The following is a 15082-nucleotide window of genomic DNA, read 5'->3' as shown; positions in this document are numbered from 1 at the left end:
AGAACCCGTACAAATCTTAAATATAAGAACATTCGTCATGACAAAAAAGTGGATTTTTCCCGCTCTTCCAGGAGCGATTTTCATCGTATTCGCTACGATCGTCGCCACGTTCTTGATCGGCTTTTTATTGCATAGGATCGGACCGATTATAGGCCTTCGCTTAAGCGAAACAAGTTTATTAGGAATTACGAATACTCTTTCGATCGGAGCCGTGGCACTCGCAGGTTGGTACTTTACGAAACGGCCTTTTCGGGAGGTGTTTTCCGTTCGGAAAGCTAGCGTTCCGGAATCTCTGACTGTCGTGTTGACGTGTATCGGATGGACTATTACGATTTCGGAAATCGACAACCTTTTTTCCCTGGTATTGCCCAAACCCGATTTTATCCTGGAAATGCTGAATCGTCTTTTTTCCGACGAGGACCTTTTGGGAACTTCCATCGCCCTTATGGTAGTCGCGCCGTTTACCGAGGAGTTTCTGTTTCGGGGATTGATCTGGAGCGGCCTTCGGGGGAATTATTCTTTTATAAAAGCCGCCCTTTGGACTTCCCTACTGTTCGGAATCCTGCATTTGAATCCTTGGCAATTCATAGGAGCGGGGATCGTAGGATTTTATTTTGCGTGGCTCTTGGAGAAAACCGGATCCTTGGCCCAACCGATTTTAGCCCATATGGTCTTTAACGGGTTTCCGATTTTCGTAAAATTCGGTTTAGGAATACAGATCGTCGGTTATACGGGGGAATCGATGCAGAACGGACTCCTACAACCGTTTTGGTTAGATTGCATGGGAATTACGATCACCATCGTCGGGATCGCAACCTCGATATTTCTGTTTCGAAAAAGAGAAAATCGAATTTCTCATTTTTCAACAAACGACCTTTAATTTTATAGAAAATGATTTCCCACCGGAAATGAAATCCGATAGATTTCTCAAAATGGACTCAAAACAAATCATCGTTCAATCTACGATTGCAGCAGATATTAAAAAAGTCTGGGATTACTATACCGATCCGCAACATATCACTAAATGGAATTTCGCTTCCGACGATTGGCAATGCCCTTGGGCTAAAAACGACATGAGGCCGGGCGGCAAGTATAGCGCGAGAATGGAAGCCAAAGACGGAAGTTTCGGCTTCGAGTTTGAAGCGACCTACGATGCGATCAGTCCTCAGAAGAATTTTAGCTACACGATGGCGGACGGCAGAAAGGCGACCGTAGACTTTGAAAATAAAGATCACAAAACCCATGTGACGGTTAGCTTCGATCCTGAAACGGAGAACCCGATCGAAATGCAGAAAGGCGGTTGGCAAGCTATACTCGACAATTTCCGAAAATACACTGAAGCCAACTGATTTAGAAGGGCAACGGCCGAAAGCCTTACCAGATCGCTTTTAAACCGGCGGTCTTATACTTTTTCATCATGGAATCTTTCGAGATCAAAATGTATTTTTTGGAAATGCACTGCCTGATAATCATTCTATCAAAAGGATCCCGATGAAAATTTTCCTTTAACTTATGATATGAGGAGGCTTCTTCAGGGCTAAGTTCGACGGAATGAATATTTAGTTTCCCAATGTAATTCAGGATATCTTCCGGTTTGATTCCGGAAAGATTTAACTTTCCTAACCTGAATTTTAACGATATTTCCCATAAAGAAATCGAACTAACAAAAATCTGATTGTCCTGATTTTCAATAATCTCGACCGCTTGTCTGCTTAATTGCTTGGAATCGCCGATAGTCCATAGTAAGGTATGAGTATCTAATAAATAACGCATTATAAATTAAGAAATTCCTCTTCGGATATGCCAAAATCCTTAGAAAAAGAAATACTCTTCTTGCTTAAGACTATAGTCATTTTAGAATTATCCTCTTTTAAAACAAGCTTGTTCGGAGGAGGAAGGAAATCTTCTAATACAGTAGAGGATTTGATTGAAGACGATATCAATGCCGGCACATCAATGTATTTTGTTTTCTTTTTCATAAATTTTCCGACCTTGTCTCCAATAGCCTGCCCCAAAGATTCGAATTTTATCGTTTCTAATTGTAAACCTTACGGTCGATACGTATGAATCAATAAGACCAAAACGGAAATATCTTTTTTCGGAATCTAAAGAATGAGAAACATCCAGAGTAATGACTCTATTGGGATCTAAAAATGCTCGCTGAGCTTCAGAGAAATCGATTCCATGTTCCCGTAAATTTTCTTCATTCTTTGCAGGATCCCGCTCAACCTCCATCCATATATAAGATACGTTATATTTAATCCCTATCAATACATATAATTATATGTATTATAGTATGTATTTTTCCTCTTCGATAAACGCGATTTTCTCCCCGTGAGAAATGTGCAGGGCCTGTTCAACACTGGATTTAGAGTGAGATTCAGGGAAGGAAAAAAGGATCGCGTTGGATGAGCGGGACTCCGCGAACCCGAAGCAGCCCGGGCTGCAAGCCGCGGCCATACGTACTTCCGACGGAAGCACTGCGAGTGGAGGGACTCGAACCCCCACACATTACTGCACCAGAACCTAAATCTGGCGTGTCTACCAATTTCACCACACTCGCGGGATCAAAGCCAGGATCCTTCGAGAATACTTGACGTCAAGCGATTCCAGAAACGGATTTTCGGAGGAAATTATTTCACTTTTCGAAACAGAGGATAAAGGGCCTCGGCAAGTTCCAAATCTTCCGGGCGGGTGATTTTGATATTGTACGGATGGGATTCCGTTAATTTCACCGGAATTCCCGATTTTTGCGCCCAAGTGCATAAATCGGTGGGCTCTTCCGCTTGCGATTCCCTTGGCAAACGCTTCAAAAGATCTCCGCGAATCGCTTGGGGAGTTTTCATGAACCAGATTTTGTTCCGATCCAAAAACCGAATTCCTTTCGTTTCCTCTTCCAAAACGGTTTCATAATTTCGATCCGCTAATGTGGAAACTCCGTAACTTTCCGCCGCAACGGAAAGCCTATCCAAGTCGGCGGCGGAAACGAAAGGACGAGCGGCGTCGTGAACCAAAACGATATCCGCGTCGGAAATTTGAAGGCAGTCCATACCGGCCAAAGTGGAACCGTGCCTCGTTGCTCCTCCTTCCACAATCCGATCCCGTTCCCGCAGGTACGGGGAACAGACCCTTTCCGTCCGCTCCATATAATCCGGATGAGAAACTAGGATGATGCTTTTGGACTTTCCCCAGTCTAGAAAGGATCTCAGGCTATGTAAGAGCAGCGATTCTCCTTCGAGCTCTAGGAATTGCTTCGGAACGCCGGAACCCATCCTAGTGCCTGTCCCGCCGGAAAGCAGTAGAATGTACAAATTCTCAGAGGGGAACCAGGATTTCATTTTGAACGATTTGTTCCGGATTCTGTTTTTTGCGGATCAATTTGAATTCGCCGTTCGTATCCAGCAATACCTCCGGAGTCTCCGGATAGGAATTGTAGTTCTTGACCGACATGGAGGAACAGTAAGCCCCCGCTCCCTCCATCACGACGAAATCTCCGATCCTAGGCTCTTGGGTGGTTCTAGATAGAGGTCCTCCGCCTTCTTCCTGGGTCAGCAAATCCCCGCTCTCGCAACAATGTCCTACGTAAACGAAGTCGCCGGTCTTTCTCTCCTCTTCCTCTCGAGCCGGAATCACGACCAAGGGATGCTTTGCCGCATAAAGCGCAGGTCTCGTATTTACGTCCATCCCCATGTCCAGCTTCACGAATGTAAATCCGCCTTTGCCCGTATCCACGATATCGTCCACTTTGGAAAGAATCGCTCCGTGATTCACCATCAGGAAGGAGCCCGGTTCGATTTCCATGCGGAGCTTGGTTCCTTTTTCGGCAGCAAAGGTCTCGAACAATTGCTTTACGGGGACGCCGATGACCTGAGGATCCGTCGTTTTTTCTTCCCTCATTCTTCCCACCTTAAATCCCCCGCCTAGATTCACGATCCGACAAGAAGGAAATTTGGAAGCGATGTCCAGAGTATGTTGTGCCACCGCCTTCCATACCTCCGGATCCGAACCGGAGCCGATATGGGTGTGTACGCGGTACAGCTTCAGATCATATCGAGAGACCAGAGACTGGACCTTTTCTAGCTCCTCGTGCCAGATTCCGAAAGAAGAAGTTCTTCCTCCCACATCCGTCTTTTTCGTCGCTCCCGAACCCAGCCCCGGATTGAAGCGCACGCTGACTTCCCTGCCTGGAAAGATTTTTCCGAATTCCTCCAGTTGGCGCAAGGAACAGGCGTTGAACTGCACGCCTTGTTCCACTAGGTCCTTTAAGGAAGCGGCAAGTTGTTGGGAGGTAAGCAGAATATCGGCGGGTAGAAAACCGGCGGCCAAGGCCCGCTTTACTTCGTGCTCGGAGGAGGCATCGATCTGGATTCCTTTTCTTTTCAGAATTTCCAGAATGGTCCGGTTCGGATTCGCTTTCATGGCAAAACGAACCGTCAACCCGAAGGCGTTCGGAAACGCGAGAGCCGCGTCACAGCTGGATTCGATTCCCGACCTTGTATAAACGAAGACGGGAGTGCCGAACGTTTCCGCGACTTTTCGAACTTCCGATCTTGTCAAAAATTTTAGATTTTCTATTGATTGCATACGTATGGAGGCTTTTCTAGATAGTTATAGGCCATCTTTCCGATCGGTCCGGGTTTTTTCAAAGGCAAAATTCCGATTATGGCAGGCAAAATCACCCATCTGGAAGCCCTCTCTCAAGTTTGCAAACACTTGGATCACGGGACCCAAGAGCAAAGGAAAATCGCGAAGTTGCTCCGAGAGGAAAGCACGCGCAAATACGCGAATATCGGAGCGATCGCTCCGGATATTTTTTATTTTTATCATATTCTTTCTCCGCGTCGGACGAAGAAAGCCACAGGTTGGGGAGATCTCAGCCATCACGAAAAAGTATTCGAACTGGTCTTAAGCTTCTTGGATCGGATCCTTTCCACGGAGGAAGGTCTGTACAGGGACAGATTCGTCGCGTTCACCTTGGGCTATATCATTCATTGCGCTGTGGACATCGTAACTCACCCATACATCTTTTTCATTTCCGGAGATTTTTACAGTGCGGACAAGGAGATAGGCAGCGTCGCCCAATACAACCATATGAGGGTGGAATTCGCTCTGGACTCCTGGTTGCTGGACTTTCGCTGGGGAATGACTCCTAAAGCCTACGATTTCGTACATCATGTGGACGTGATCCATAAAGCCAAGGACGGAAAAAGAAAAATGGATCCTATGCTTTGGCATTTCTGGCTGAACGGATTAAAAGAGACTTTCCCCGAGAAATTCCGATCCAGTTATCTCGGATCGGAAGACAAAATCATTCCCGGCGATATCCTGAACGAATCATTTTTGGGATACTTGCAATTCCACAGGTATCTGGATTCTCGCAATTCCTTCGTTCGGGCGGCCTTAAGTTTTTTAGATAAGATCTCTTTTCACAGGGTAAAATCATCCGTGCTCATGCTCCCCCTGAAAGAACATATAGACAAGAGAATCATGAACGAGGAAAAAAAGGAATGGTCCTATCCCGCCGACCCGTCCCTGGTTCGGAACGATTCCTTTATCGAATTGCTCAATCGGTCCTGCGACGCGGCCAAAGACGCGGTCACTGTCGCCTGGAATTATCTGCATGACAAAACGTCCCGCGCTGCGATTTTGAAGGAATACCAGGGGTACAATTTGGATACCGGTCTGCGTTATCATGGAATCGACACGATGAAACAATTCTCTCCCCTGTCATGAGCCGAGCCCCGCAGGAAATATGAAAAAAGAACCCGTAGATTTTTTGTCCCGTTATTTCGTGACGATCTTCCGGGAAAGAATCCGGACCGTTCTGGATTCCGATCGCCCCGTCAGAAAGTTGACCTATCTTTGCCTGGGACTCCTGTTTCTGAACGGGTTTTTATTCGTATTCTCCGTAAAGGATATTTGGAGGGTGCCTACCGCGGATCGGTACGAAAAACCTTCTCTCCTTTATGGAGTCGATTCCGACGGTAATTACGAACCTATCGCGGAGTTCTATCGGTTTTCGCGGATCGTGTTAACGGACGCGGACCTCCCCGGAGGCTGGGACAATAAGGTGATCCGCTGCTTCGAATCGACGGAAGACAATAATTTCCGTTCCCACCGAGGTTTGGACGTCAGAGGAATCCTAAGAGCCACCATGGTCAACCTGATCGCAGGTAGGGTAAAGGAAGGCGCTTCCACCATCACCCAGCAGGTGGCAAGATTAAAATTTTTGAATACGGAACGCTCTTTTCTCCGGAAAGCGAGAGAAGCCTGGCTTGCCATGTTATTGGAAGCGACGTTCGACAAGAAGACTCTGATGCAGATCTATCTGAACGAAATTCCGCTCGGACACGGGACGATCGGAGCCGGAGCCGCAGCACGTTTTTATTTTCGCAAGGACATCAAGGATCTCAGTTGGGGAGAAGCCGCGCTTTTGGCCAGCTTGACCACGCGCCCGAAGGAATTTTCGCCCTTGGCCAACCCGATCACCTCCGAGGGAAAGGTTCGGGTCGTCTTTAAAAAGCTGGTGGAAAACGGAATTCTGGACGTAAAAACCGCTGAAAAGGAATTCGACGCATTTTCGGAATATTACATTACTCTAAACCGTTCTCCCAACGATTCCGCTTTTTCCGACAGATTGAACCGTTTCCCTTACTTTACGGAATATGTCCGCAAAAACCTTTCCCGGATCATTCCGAAGACCCAGCTCTACGAAGGCGGACTTAAAATCTACACCACGCTGAACATACAGCACCAAACCCAGGCGGAAAAGGCCTTGGCCGCGGGACTCAAACAGCAGACCTTACTATCCAACCAGCGGGCTTTTACGAAAATCGACGCCTTCGAAGACGCTTACGGGGACATTTATGAAATGCTGGCAGGATTGCACGATATTCCTGAATTCAAGTTCAAGATTTCCAGATCCTTCCGAACCTTCAATCGCGCTTGGCAAGAAGACCTTAGGGACGAGCTTTCCGTCTTAAATCTGATTTCCGGAACGGAAGGCCTGGGCGAAGTCGTAGATTGGAGTTATAAAACCCAGGCCACCGAAGACCATTTACTTCCCGTGGAAGGTGCCTTGATTTCTCTCCGACCGGAAACGGGTTACATTACCTCGATGGTAGGGGGTTCCGGCTTCCGGTCAGACAACCAACAGATCCGAGCGTTCCAGGCGTATAGGCAGCCCGGCTCCGCCTTCAAACCGTTAGTTTACGCTTCCGCGATGGAATATTATCATGAAAATCCGGATCCGAAAAAGAACGTCACGGCCGCTTCTCTCTTCGACGATTCTCCGTTACAGTACGTCTTAGAGGACGGCGACGAATGGAATCCTACGAACTATTCCGGAGAATATTCCGGATTCATACGCCTGCGTCAGGCTCTGGAATTGTCCAGAAACAGCGTCGCAGTACGGTTATTGGAACATACGGGACTCAATAATCTTCTTCCGAATTTGGAAAGATTGCTTCAAGTGGAGAACCGGAATCTCCCCAGGGACTTTTCCATCGCATTAGGAAGTTTTGAAGTATCTCCCTACGAACTCGCAAGGGCTTATGCCGTATTCGCCTCCGGCGGAAGACGGGTGCTACCTTTGAGCGTTCTGTACGTTGAGGATGATAAGGGCAATCTGTTAAAAGACTTCCGCAAAGAGAACGAGAAAAAGGAAAGAAAACAGCTCGTCTCTCCCGAAGTCAGTTATGTCATCACTTCCATGATGGAGGACGTGATCAAAAAGGGAACAGGGACCGGTGCGAGGTCCTACGGACTGACGCGACCCGCCGCGGGCAAAACGGGTACGACGAACAATTTCCGGGACGCGTGGTTTGCGGGGTACACTCCGGAATTGGTCGGAGTGGTCTGGGTCGGTTACGACATCGGAACCCTTTCCTTGGGAAAAGGAATGTCGGGCGCAGTCGTTGCCGCTCCCATTTGGGGAAGATTCATGGCCAACGCTCTTTCCAAGGAAAAGTCCAAACCCTTCGATTTCGGAGATCCGAAAATCGTCAGGCGTACCATCTGCTCCATATCAGGAAAATTGCCCGGTAGCCATTGCCACCAAACGGAAGAGGAAGTATTCGATAAGGAAACCGTCCCCACGGAAGTCTGCGACGATCATAGAGGGTTGACGGAGCCTGCTCCTCTCCCGCAACCCAAGCCGACTTCCTCCAAAAAGAAAAAGCCGAATCTCTTCGAAGGGGATGAGGACGTGATCCGATAACTCTAAGGCCTCGGATCCAACTCTAAAAAGAGTTGTCGTTTTCCGGAGCCGTTGCCAAATAGATTTTATTCCCAGGTATTTTTAAATCATTCAGGAGTGACAGATGGCCATCGGTAAAGATAATAATAACAGCGTAATCGGCCCCGGTTCTATCTTCGAGGGTAAATTTTACATCGCTGGCTCTCTGCGTATCGACGGAAAGTTCGAGGGAGAAATCAAGACCGACGACGCCCTTTTCATCGGAGAAACCGGAAAAGTCCGGACCAACATCGCGGCTCGCGAGGTCATAGTGGCCGGAACCTTGATCGGGAATATCAAGGCCGAAGCCGAAGTCCGGTTGGAGGAGACAGGCCGTCTCTTAGGAGACATCATTGCCCCTGCCCTGACCTTGGCTAAAGGAGTGGTCGCCAAAGGAAACATTACGGTGACCGGAGGCCAAAAGAAAGACGTGAAAAAAATTGTGGAAGAGTCCTTCGGAGGCACGCGCACTCTGGACAACGGAAAGGAAGAATAAACCGGAAGGATTCCCTTTTTCCTTCCTAAGACCCTTTCCTAGGGAAAAACTCGGGCAGAGCCGGAGCTGCCCGACCGATAATTAGAACATATGATCTTCAAGAAGCCCAGACAGCTCTCCGCGGGAAAAGAACTTCTCCGGACGGATAATTTTACGCTGATCTATCTCGGCTCCTTTCATTTCCATTATTCCTTTTATTTTCGAGGCAACCTCCACCACGGGAGTGTGGATTTCCGGAGAAGAAAATTCCGGATGATCCCCGCCTTCGCCTCCGTCCTCTTTGTTCTTCTTTTTTTCGGAATCTGGATGAGTCCTTCCAACGCGTCCATGGATCCCAAGTTGGAGGAAATTTCCGAAAACGATTCGGAAGATCTAAAGGCCAAAAAGGGAGACGAGAAATTTCTGGAGGAATCCGAAAAGGCCAAGCTTACGATCCTGATGGCCAACGAAATCCGCAGTCCGGCCGACAAGAAAAAACAGCTCAAAGTAACCACTTATAAGGTGAAACGAAACGAATCCCTTTCGGAGATAGCGACGCGATTCAAGGTATCGATGGAATCCATCGCCGGTTCCTCCAATATTAACTTGGACGACACGCTTTATCCGGGTCAGATCCTGCAAATTCCGAACAAGCAAGGACTTCTATATAAAGTCAAGGCGGGAGACACGATCGCCCGAGTGGCATCCCTATACAAAGTGAACCTGGACGAGATCATGGAAGAAAACAAACTGGACGATTTGGATGTACTTCGTCCCGGACAAAAAGTTTTTTTACCCGGCGCAGTGATTCCCGATCCGGCTCCAAAATGGGTGATTCCGGTGACCTCGCGGATCGTCACTTCCAATTACGGCTGGAGAACCTTTCCGCAGCATAAATTCCACGAGGCTTTGGACCTGAAAGCGAATTATGAAATCGTAATGGCTGCCAGGAACGGGAAAGTCGTCTTTGCCGGCTGGATGGGCGGATACGGGAACGCGGTCGTACTAGAGCATAACGACGAATTCAAAACCTTATACGCTCATAACTCGCGCCTGAACGTAAAACGCGGAGACTATGTCGTCGCCGGAAAGAAAATCGCCACTTCGGGATGCACCGGATATTGTTTCGGCCCTCACTTACATTTCGAAGTCATCCATAAAGGCAAATCCGTAAACCCTAGCAAATATCTGAAAGGCCTCACGTTTAAAAGAGGCGGAAAACCGAATCACTAGAAGAAATTAATCCGTCCGTCGGCAGGGAACTAAGCACTAAGGATTAAAATATCGCCGGATTTCTTCCGTAAGAGACAGAAGAAATTTTTGAACATATGTTCGAAAGAATAGCCGATGTAGTTCCGGATCGCTATTCCAAAAGAAATCCGGACTTCGCTTGTCGAATGCGAGTAAAAATTTCCCCCCGCTCCGATTATTGATTGCATGTGACGTACACTTCATTTTCGAAACCTTTTCGACAATATTTTCATAAACGATTTCTAATAAATGTGATTGAAACGAAACGTTTTACTCGTAGATTAGAAGTATGCTTACGAAGCCTAAAATTCTTGTAGTTGAGGATGAGATCATCGTGGCCGTTAATCTTGGTCAGAAACTCAAGAAGTTAGGATACGACCTCGTCGGAATCACTTCGTCGGGTGAAGAAGCGATCCAAAAGGCGGAGGAAAATCATCCGGATCTGGTTTTGATGGATATAAACATAGAAGGAAATCTAGACGGAATCCAGACCGCGGAAGTTTTGAGAAATCGATTCCAGACCCCCGTCATTTATCTTACCGCTTACGCGGACGAGAATACTCTCAATCGCGCTAAAAGAACCCAACCTCTAGGCTATATCGTAAAACCTTTCGAGTCCGACCAACTTCGTTCTTCCATCGAAGTTGCCTTGTATAAAAACGAAGTGGAATTCAAAAACCGTAAACAGGAAGAATCGCTTAAATCCACTTTAAACAAAATCGAATCGGGAATCATCACCACCGACGAAAACGGATTAGTGATCTTCTGTAATCCCGCTGCGGAGGAAATCACAGGAATTCCGTTTTCGGAATGTATCGGTCAACCGCTCTCCCGGATTCTTAAACTGGAAAATTTCGAAGAGGGCATACAGGAAATTCCGCTCTCCGACGTTCTAAAAAAAGGCGTCGGAATCGATTCGGAAAACCGTACGATCGTCGATAACTTAGGGCGAAAAAAAAAGGTCTCCGTCACCTCCTCGCCGATTCTCAGTACGGAAGGGATCGCAACCGGAACGATGATCGTCTTTGGAACCGAAAATTCGGACGATCCAGGACAATCCTACCTTAAGGAAATCCATCATAGAATCAAAAACAACCTGACGATCATCTCTTCGATCCTGAGTATGAACGCGTCCCATCTCAAGGACCAGGAAAGTATGGATATCTTTAAGGAGAGCCAACACAGGATACACGCCGTAGCCTTGCTCCACGAGGTACTATACGAAAACCACGATCTTTCCTCCATCAGTTTCGATCTGTATGTCCGCAAATTGACCGATCTTTTATTCGAAGTTTATAAAGTGGATCGGGAAAAATTCAAGCTCGTCCTGAACGTAAAGGAATGCAGGATCCCCAGCGAAACGGGAATGAACTGCGCTTTGATCATCAACGAACTCTTGACCAACTCCTTTAAACACGGATTCGTAGACAGGGAAGAAGGGGAAATTCGGGTGAATTTTCACAAGAACGGTTCGGATTACGTATTGGAAGTCAAGGATAACGGAGTGGGATTTCCCGCGGACGCGATACGGAATAGGAGCGCCCATTCTCTGGGACTTTCTCTAGTGGATTCCTTCGTCAAACTGCTACAGGGCAAGATGGAGTGGGAGAATTCTTCCGGTTGCTCCGCAAAACTCACGTTTCCCGTCCGTAAATAACGGACCTTCCTCCCCGGCCGAGGAAGTACCGTTTTAGATCCTGTAAAAAATGGTAGCCCTTTCCCTTCCGGCAGGATTATTCTGATCGGAATGAAAACCTCCTTCGAATTTTTCGAGATCGTTCCGAACCATGACGGAACGGCAATTTTGTATCTGAATCGCCCCGACAAGCGCAATGCGATGGATTGGAGTTTTTGGCGGGATCTACCCGATGCGATCGAAGAAATCAATTCGGCTCCTTCTATCCGCTCCTTCGTGGTCGCAGGAAGAGGAAAATCCTTTTCGACCGGGTTGGATCTGGATTCGTTTTTTAAGGAATTCGGAGAGACGGTACAGGGCGCCTACGGGGACGATCGCTTCAAATTCTACGATCTAATCCTAAGGATGCAAAAAGGAATCAACGCGGTGTATGATTCCCCGAAACCGTCGATCGCGGCCATTCATAAACATTGTATCGGAGGCGGTTTGGATTTGATTTCGGCTTGCGATATCCGTTATGCGACCCACGACGCTTCGATTTCCCTCCGTGAAGCCAAGGTCGCGATCGTAGCCGACATGGGATCGTTGAACCGATTGCCTGCGATTATCGGGCAAGGACAGACCAAGGAGTTGGCGCTTACCGGAAAGGACATAGACGGGGAAGAAGCCCGGAGGATAGGCTTGGTATCCAAATTATTCGATACTCCGGAAAAATTATTGGAAGGAGCCTTGGCAACAGCCGCGGAAATCGCAGCCAACCCAAGGATCGTCGTCCAAGGAGTGAAGGAAGTGATGAATTTCTGCGAAGGAAAACCCTTAAGCGCAGGATTGAATTACGTCGCTGTCTGGAATTCCAGCTTTCTAGATTCCAAGGATTTTCGGGAAGCCTTGGTTTCCTTTCGGGACCGAAAACGCCCGGAATACAATAAGAACTGATCGATTTCGCTTACGCGTAAATATCGAGCAGTCTAGCTTTCCCTTCGATGTCCTGAGCCTGTAATTTGGATTCCACGCCTACTCGCAACAGTTTGGAATTCAGGTCGGCTTGGGCCTGAAAAATTTCACGGGGCAAATTTGCGATGCGTTCGAGCATCATGGATTGGCTGGCTTGGTTGCTAATCTCCATAATCGTTTTTTCCTCTCCGACGAAATTCCGTCGAAATCGGGGGAAATTCTCTTTCTATCCCCCCATTTCAATCATCGGTCAATCCGAGGAAAACTTGATTATTTTAGCTTTTTTTTTAATCTGTCCCAGTCGTGGGATTCAGGGAATTGATACGCAATGCCATCCAGAGGGAAAGGCAACGGGAATTTACTAAAGCGTTCAATTTGTACAAGGAATCCCTGAATTTCACCCAGAATCCCAAAACGGTATTGAAAGTAAAGAATCGGCAAGCCTGGTGCCAGTATCACATCGGGAATACCCGAGAAACTTTAAATTTGTTCCAGGAATTACTGGATAAGTTCGTCGGACATCCGGAGAGTCATCTGCATTACGCGAACTATCTGATCAAGGTTCACAACTATAAATCCGCTAAAAAGATATTGAGCAAGGCGATTGAGTCTTTTCCCGACCAATTGGAACTCTATCTGACTCTTGCGAGCCTGCTAAAAGATACGGATCGGTCAAACGAAGCGATCACGGTTTTGAAACAGGCCCTTTCCCAGGAAAAGCTCTCGCGAGGCAGAGGAATCAAACGGAAGGACATTTGGGCGGAACTGGGGTATTTGTATTTCCAGAGAGGCGATTACAACTCAGGACTGGCTTCTCTCAAGACCGCAATGAGAATGGACGAAGAGGAAACGTTTCTCCATTACGATATGATCGCCCAATGTTATCTGAAGGTGGGAGATCATAAGAATGCGTTGAAATTCATCGACCTTTACATCAAATACTTCGGCGAATCCGATGCGGACATTCTAGTCGTCAAAGCCAGAGCTCATTCCCAATTGGGAGAAAGCCACCTTGCATGCGCTTCCCTACTCCAGGCATATTCTATGGAAAACGGATTGAAACTCTCCGCGGAAGATATGGTCGACTTCGGCCCTCTTTTACAAACCGGATTTTTCGATACTCTCGAAAACGTCGAGATAGACGAGGCGTGACGGCCGAGAGATTCGCTTTAGAATACTTAAAGGTTCTTTAATAAAGGCTTTAACTCTTCCAGAATCTGCTCTTCAGGAACGGTGATATCCAATTTTTCCACCTTTTTCTGTATCCTTCCCGAGGCGACCTCGTCCGCGAGGGACTTGATCTTGGATAAGATGACCTCGTCCGTGCAATTGGAGATGGAAAGTATATTCGGAATATCCCGTCCCCAAGAAAAACGAAGTCCCGGAGAATCCACGAAGAACGACTCCGTAATCCCGTCTCCTTCCTTATCGATCATCGTGTAGACCGTGGAATCTCCCGTGACCACTACGACCTTCTTCCCCTTGAGATATTTCTCCACCTTGATCCTGGTATTGGTCATGTCTCGGTTCCAAAAATAATAGTACAACTTCTCTATCTCGGCATCCACCAACCTGTCCCGGGCCTTGCGATACAATTCCCCGTATTTCTTGCCGACTTCCTCTTCCCCTCTGATCATTCCGTCCACTTCCCTGGGACTGGTGGAATGAAGGTAATAATCGGGTATTCCGTTCATATGATTCGTAAAAACGTTTTGGTCCTTGCGATCCCCCGGATAAGGGTTCGTTTCCGGACCGGGATTCCTGAGAAAATTAGAGAGGATTCGCTTCCTTGCAGAAATCCTGTCCCGAGCTTCCGAGTATTTGTTTCGCAATGAGCTAGTTCGGGGAGAATCCTTTCCGTAAATTTTTTCGGAGCGGACATATTCCGCATAGGCGGCTTTTTCCGTCCCATAAAGTTTCAAAAGTTCGTCGTCGAACTTCAAGAGCAGATCGAATCCCTTGGACCTGGGTTCCGGCTCGGGAAGAACGGAATTTACCGTAGATTTATTCTCGGTAGAAGGAACCGTCTTAGCTTCTTTACCGGAATCAGCGACTTTCAAATCCGACGCTTCGGGTTCGGTGGCGGTTCGAAGAGCGTTCTTTTCCGCTTCCGGAAGTTTTTTATATTCCTGCTCCAACTCTCTCAAGCGGGTGTAATGGTAAATTTTCGCCAGGTATTCCCGTTCCCGGTCGCGCACTTGGGACGGATCATCGTACCCGTCCTTCAGTAGGGTCAATTGTCCGCGGTCGATAATGACCAACGTTGCTTCCGAATTGTCCTTTCCCGAATTTCGGTCCGGGATTGCGTTTCCGTCCTTGTCCACAAGCTGGATATAATGAAAAGCGATTCGATCCGTTCGAAAGTCGGAAATATTTCCCACCTCCGGAGCGATCTGAAGATCCGCGGCGGCGAAAAGTCCTCCGAGCGCGAGCACAAGGAAAAGACCCGATAAAATACGATCTGAAGAGCGTCGGAAAGGAAACATGGCTGTTATTAGTATCGGCCGCAACGGGATCGGAAAAAAGGCGA

Annotated in this window: 17 protein-coding genes and 1 tRNA gene; 9 read left to right on the top strand and 9 right to left on the bottom strand. The window is 47.5% G+C overall.

From position 1 onward, the window contains the following. Positions 1 to 37: 37 nt before the first annotated feature. Both EHO61_RS14655 and EHO61_RS14650 read left to right on the top strand, forming a co-directional pair. Positions 38 to 880 carry a CPBP family intramembrane glutamic endopeptidase gene (locus EHO61_RS14655; RefSeq protein WP_135814319.1) on the top strand — a complete coding sequence of 281 codons (843 nt, stop codon included), beginning with the start codon at positions 38 to 40 and terminating at the stop codon, positions 878 to 880. Positions 881 to 932: 52 nt separating this feature from the next. Further along, positions 933 to 1349, top strand: a complete 417-nt coding sequence (locus EHO61_RS14650; RefSeq protein WP_135814318.1) for an SRPBCC family protein — start codon at positions 933 to 935, stop codon at positions 1347 to 1349. 25 nt (positions 1350 to 1374) lie between these two features. On the opposite strand, the gene EHO61_RS14645 is transcribed toward EHO61_RS14650, so the two are convergent. The 7 genes from EHO61_RS14645 to EHO61_RS14620 all read right to left on the bottom strand — a co-directional run bounded on the left by EHO61_RS14645 (position 1375) and on the right by EHO61_RS14620 (position 4584). Then, positions 1375 to 1773 carry a type II toxin-antitoxin system VapC family toxin gene (locus EHO61_RS14645; RefSeq protein ID WP_135814317.1) on the bottom strand — a complete coding sequence of 133 codons (399 nt, stop codon included), beginning with the start codon at positions 1771 to 1773 and terminating at the stop codon, positions 1375 to 1377. Then, positions 1773 to 2015: a hypothetical protein gene (locus EHO61_RS14640; protein WP_246032157.1), complete on the bottom strand. Its 243-nt coding sequence runs from the start codon at positions 2013 to 2015 to the stop codon at positions 1773 to 1775. The genes EHO61_RS14645 and EHO61_RS14640 overlap by 1 nt, the downstream gene beginning before the upstream one ends. Next, positions 1954 to 2235, bottom strand: a complete 282-nt coding sequence (locus tag EHO61_RS14635; protein WP_135814315.1) for a BrnT family toxin — start codon at positions 2233 to 2235, stop codon at positions 1954 to 1956. The genes EHO61_RS14640 and EHO61_RS14635 overlap by 62 nt, the downstream gene beginning before the upstream one ends. 54 nt (positions 2236 to 2289) lie before the next feature. Continuing rightward, the gene (locus tag EHO61_RS17250) at positions 2290 to 2460 is read right to left on the bottom strand and encodes a hypothetical protein (RefSeq protein WP_167884883.1); all 171 of its coding nucleotides are present in this window, start codon (positions 2458 to 2460) and stop codon (positions 2290 to 2292) included. Between the two features lie 21 nt (positions 2461 to 2481). Then, positions 2482 to 2563, bottom strand: a tRNA-Leu gene (locus EHO61_RS14630). A gap of 70 nt (positions 2564 to 2633) precedes the next feature. After that, on the bottom strand, positions 2634 to 3338 hold the full coding sequence (locus EHO61_RS14625; protein ID WP_135814314.1) for an IspD/TarI family cytidylyltransferase: 705 nt from the start codon (positions 3336 to 3338) through the stop codon (positions 2634 to 2636). Continuing rightward, complete coding sequence (locus EHO61_RS14620) at positions 3316 to 4584, bottom strand: diaminopimelate decarboxylase (protein WP_135814313.1); 1269 nt, start codon at positions 4582 to 4584, stop codon at positions 3316 to 3318. The genes EHO61_RS14625 and EHO61_RS14620 overlap by 23 nt, the downstream gene beginning before the upstream one ends. A gap of 78 nt (positions 4585 to 4662) precedes the next feature. On the opposite strand from EHO61_RS14620, the gene EHO61_RS14615 reads away from it, so the two are divergent. From EHO61_RS14615 to EHO61_RS14590, 6 genes are all read left to right on the top strand, one after another. Beyond that, positions 4663 to 5733 carry a zinc dependent phospholipase C family protein gene (locus EHO61_RS14615; protein WP_135814312.1) on the top strand — a complete coding sequence of 357 codons (1071 nt, stop codon included), beginning with the start codon at positions 4663 to 4665 and terminating at the stop codon, positions 5731 to 5733. A 19-nt stretch (positions 5734 to 5752) separates the two neighbouring features. Continuing rightward, positions 5753 to 8218 (top strand): penicillin-binding protein 1A, encoded by a 2466-nt coding sequence (locus EHO61_RS14610; protein WP_135814311.1) that lies wholly within the window; start codon positions 5753 to 5755, stop codon positions 8216 to 8218. A gap of 103 nt (positions 8219 to 8321) precedes the next feature. Further along, positions 8322 to 8732 carry a bactofilin family protein gene (locus tag EHO61_RS14605; protein ID WP_135769178.1) on the top strand — a complete coding sequence of 137 codons (411 nt, stop codon included), beginning with the start codon at positions 8322 to 8324 and terminating at the stop codon, positions 8730 to 8732. A gap of 90 nt (positions 8733 to 8822) precedes the next feature. Then, positions 8823 to 9944, top strand: coding sequence for a peptidoglycan DD-metalloendopeptidase family protein (locus EHO61_RS14600; protein WP_135814310.1), 1122 nt, complete (start codon positions 8823 to 8825; stop codon positions 9942 to 9944). A 307-nt stretch (positions 9945 to 10251) separates the two neighbouring features. Beyond that, entirely contained in the window at positions 10252 to 11619 is a 1368-nt protein-coding gene (locus EHO61_RS14595; protein WP_135814309.1) for a histidine kinase dimerization/phosphoacceptor domain -containing protein, read from the top strand. Between the two features lie 90 nt (positions 11620 to 11709). Then, the gene (locus EHO61_RS14590; protein WP_135814308.1) at positions 11710 to 12534 is read left to right on the top strand and encodes a crotonase/enoyl-CoA hydratase family protein; all 825 of its coding nucleotides are present in this window, start codon (positions 11710 to 11712) and stop codon (positions 12532 to 12534) included. 10 nt (positions 12535 to 12544) lie between these two features. On the opposite strand, the gene EHO61_RS14585 is transcribed toward EHO61_RS14590, so the two are convergent. Beyond that, the gene (locus tag EHO61_RS14585; protein ID WP_135769182.1) at positions 12545 to 12724 is read right to left on the bottom strand and encodes a hypothetical protein; all 180 of its coding nucleotides are present in this window, start codon (positions 12722 to 12724) and stop codon (positions 12545 to 12547) included. 131 nt (positions 12725 to 12855) lie between these two features. Between EHO61_RS14585 and EHO61_RS14580 the strand changes: the two genes are divergently transcribed. Then, positions 12856 to 13704, top strand: coding sequence for a tetratricopeptide repeat protein (locus EHO61_RS14580; RefSeq protein ID WP_135814307.1), 849 nt, complete (start codon positions 12856 to 12858; stop codon positions 13702 to 13704). 26 nt (positions 13705 to 13730) lie between these two features. Here the strand turns inward: EHO61_RS14580 and EHO61_RS14575 are convergent, their stop codons facing one another. After that, positions 13731 to 15038, bottom strand: coding sequence for a hypothetical protein (locus EHO61_RS14575; RefSeq protein WP_135814306.1), 1308 nt, complete (start codon positions 15036 to 15038; stop codon positions 13731 to 13733). Positions 15039 to 15082 lie beyond the last annotated feature (44 nt).

The organism is Leptospira fluminis (assembly GCF_004771275.1).
In the GTDB taxonomy this organism is placed as follows: Bacteria; Spirochaetota; Leptospiria; order Leptospirales; family Leptospiraceae; genus Leptospira_B; species Leptospira_B fluminis.
Note: the sequence above shows the minus strand (reverse complement) of the source record. Positions and strands in the feature narration are given on the sequence as shown.

Bases quoted from the DNA above. Each gene is read 5' to 3' on its own strand.
- EHO61_RS14610 (WP_135814311.1), top strand. From the start codon at position 5,753: ATGAAAAAAGAACCCGTAGATTTTTTGTCCCGTTATTTCGTGACGATC.
- EHO61_RS14585 (WP_135769182.1), bottom strand. From the start codon at position 12,724: ATGGAGATTAGCAACCAAGCCAGCCAATCCATGATGCTCGAACGCATC.
- EHO61_RS14590 (WP_135814308.1), top strand. From the start codon at position 11,710: ATGAAAACCTCCTTCGAATTTTTCGAGATCGTTCCGAACCATGACGGA.
- EHO61_RS14575 (WP_135814306.1), bottom strand. From the start codon at position 15,038: ATGTTTCCTTTCCGACGCTCTTCAGATCGTATTTTATCGGGTCTTTTC.
- EHO61_RS14645 (WP_135814317.1), bottom strand. From the start codon at position 1,773: ATGCGTTATTTATTAGATACTCATACCTTACTATGGACTATCGGCGAT.
- EHO61_RS14600 (WP_135814310.1), top strand. From the start codon at position 8,823: ATGATCTTCAAGAAGCCCAGACAGCTCTCCGCGGGAAAAGAACTTCTC.
- EHO61_RS14650 (WP_135814318.1), top strand. From the start codon at position 933: ATGGACTCAAAACAAATCATCGTTCAATCTACGATTGCAGCAGATATT.
- EHO61_RS14635 (WP_135814315.1), bottom strand. From the start codon at position 2,235: ATGGAGGTTGAGCGGGATCCTGCAAAGAATGAAGAAAATTTACGGGAA.
- EHO61_RS14615 (WP_135814312.1), top strand. From the start codon at position 4,663: ATGGCAGGCAAAATCACCCATCTGGAAGCCCTCTCTCAAGTTTGCAAA.
- EHO61_RS14605 (WP_135769178.1), top strand. From the start codon at position 8,322: ATGGCCATCGGTAAAGATAATAATAACAGCGTAATCGGCCCCGGTTCT.
- EHO61_RS14595 (WP_135814309.1), top strand. From the start codon at position 10,252: ATGCTTACGAAGCCTAAAATTCTTGTAGTTGAGGATGAGATCATCGTG.
- EHO61_RS14620 (WP_135814313.1), bottom strand. From the start codon at position 4,584: ATGCAATCAATAGAAAATCTAAAATTTTTGACAAGATCGGAAGTTCGA.
- EHO61_RS14655 (WP_135814319.1), top strand. From the start codon at position 38: ATGACAAAAAAGTGGATTTTTCCCGCTCTTCCAGGAGCGATTTTCATC.
- EHO61_RS17250 (WP_167884883.1), bottom strand. From the start codon at position 2,460: ATGGCCGCGGCTTGCAGCCCGGGCTGCTTCGGGTTCGCGGAGTCCCGC.
- EHO61_RS14625 (WP_135814314.1), bottom strand. From the start codon at position 3,338: ATGAAATCCTGGTTCCCCTCTGAGAATTTGTACATTCTACTGCTTTCC.